The following is a 1,250-nucleotide window of genomic DNA, read 5'->3' as shown; positions in this document are numbered from 1 at the left end:
GGGATGTGGGAGACCGTGTACGCGATCATGTCCGTCGTCAGCCGGAGCGAGGGCCCCGGCGGGAACACGTGGGTGCCCCGGGAGAGGTACTCCTTGACGATGTCGTTCTGGGTCGTGCCCTGGAGCTTGGTGATGTCCGCGCCCTGCTCCTCGGCGACGACCTGGTAGAGCGCCAGCAGCCACATGGCGGTGGCGTTGATCGTCATCGAGGTGTTCATCTGCTCCAGGGGGATGTCCTGGAACAGCCGGCGCATGTCGCCCAGGTGCGCGACGGGCACGCCCACCCGGCCGACCTCGCCGCGCGCGAGGATGTGGTCGGGGTCGTAGCCGGTCTGTGTCGGCAGGTCGAACGCGACCGACAGACCGGTCTGGCCCTTGGCGAGATTGCGCCGGTACAACTCGTTGGACGCCTCGGCCGTGGAGTGGCCGGCGTACGTCCGCATGAGCCACGGACGGTCCTTCTGACGCTCTGTCATCGGTGACTCTCCGGGCCCTCAGACGTTCCGGAAGCGGTTGATGGCGTCGATGTGCTTGGCGCGCAGCTCCTCGTCGCGCACGCCGAGGCCCTCCTCGGGCGCCAGGCACAGCACGCCGACCTTGCCCTGGTGCAGGTTGCGGTGCACGTCGTAGGCCGCCTGGCCGGTGTCCTCCAGGGCGTAGCTCTTCGACAGGGTCGGGTGGATCTTGCCCTTGGCGATCAGGCGGTTGGCCTCCCAGGCCTCGCGGTAGTTGGCGAAGTGGGAGCCGATGATGCGCTTGAGCGACATCCACAGGTAGCGGTTGTCGTACTCGTGCATGTAGCCCGAGGTCGAGGCGCAGGTGGTGATGGTGCCGCCCTTGCGGGTGACGAAGACCGAGGCGCCGAAGGTCTCGCGGCCGGGGTGCTCGAAGACGATGTCGATGTCCTCGCCGCCGGTCAGCTCGCGGATGCGCTTGCCGAAGCGCTTCCACTCCTTGGGGTCCTGGGTGGTCTCGTCCTTCCAGAACTTGTAGCCCTCGGCGTTGCGGTCGATGATCGCCTCGGCGCCCATCTTCCGGCAGATCTCGGCCTTCTCCGGGGAGGAGACGACACAGACCGGGTTGGCGCCGCCGGCCAGCGCGAACTGCGTGGCGTACGAGCCCAGGCCGCCGCTCGCGCCCCAGATGAGCACGTTGTCGCCCTGCTTCATGCCGGCGCCGTTGCGGGAGACCAGCTGGCGGTAGGCGGTGGAGTTGACCAGGCCCGGGGCCGCGGCCTCCTCCCAGCTGAG

At 68.5% G+C, this 1,250-nt stretch carries 1 protein-coding gene and 1 pseudogene; both read right to left on the bottom strand.

The window, feature by feature from the left end; all coding sequences use genetic code 11:
• Window positions 1–443 (bottom strand): annotated as a pseudogene (locus IE312_RS39480) (methylmalonyl-CoA mutase family protein); the annotation flags it as partial.
• A 51-nt stretch (window positions 444–494) separates the two neighbouring features.
• On the bottom strand, window positions 495–1,250 hold a 756-nt coding region (gene ccrA, locus IE312_RS39475; RefSeq protein WP_229899465.1), incomplete at its 5' end, for a crotonyl-CoA carboxylase/reductase.

It is taken from the genome of Streptomyces capoamus (assembly GCF_014654935.1).
GTDB classification, from domain to species: Bacteria; Actinomycetota; Actinomycetes; order Streptomycetales; family Streptomycetaceae; genus Streptomyces; species Streptomyces capoamus.
This window is presented reverse-complemented; position numbering and strand designations above follow the sequence as displayed.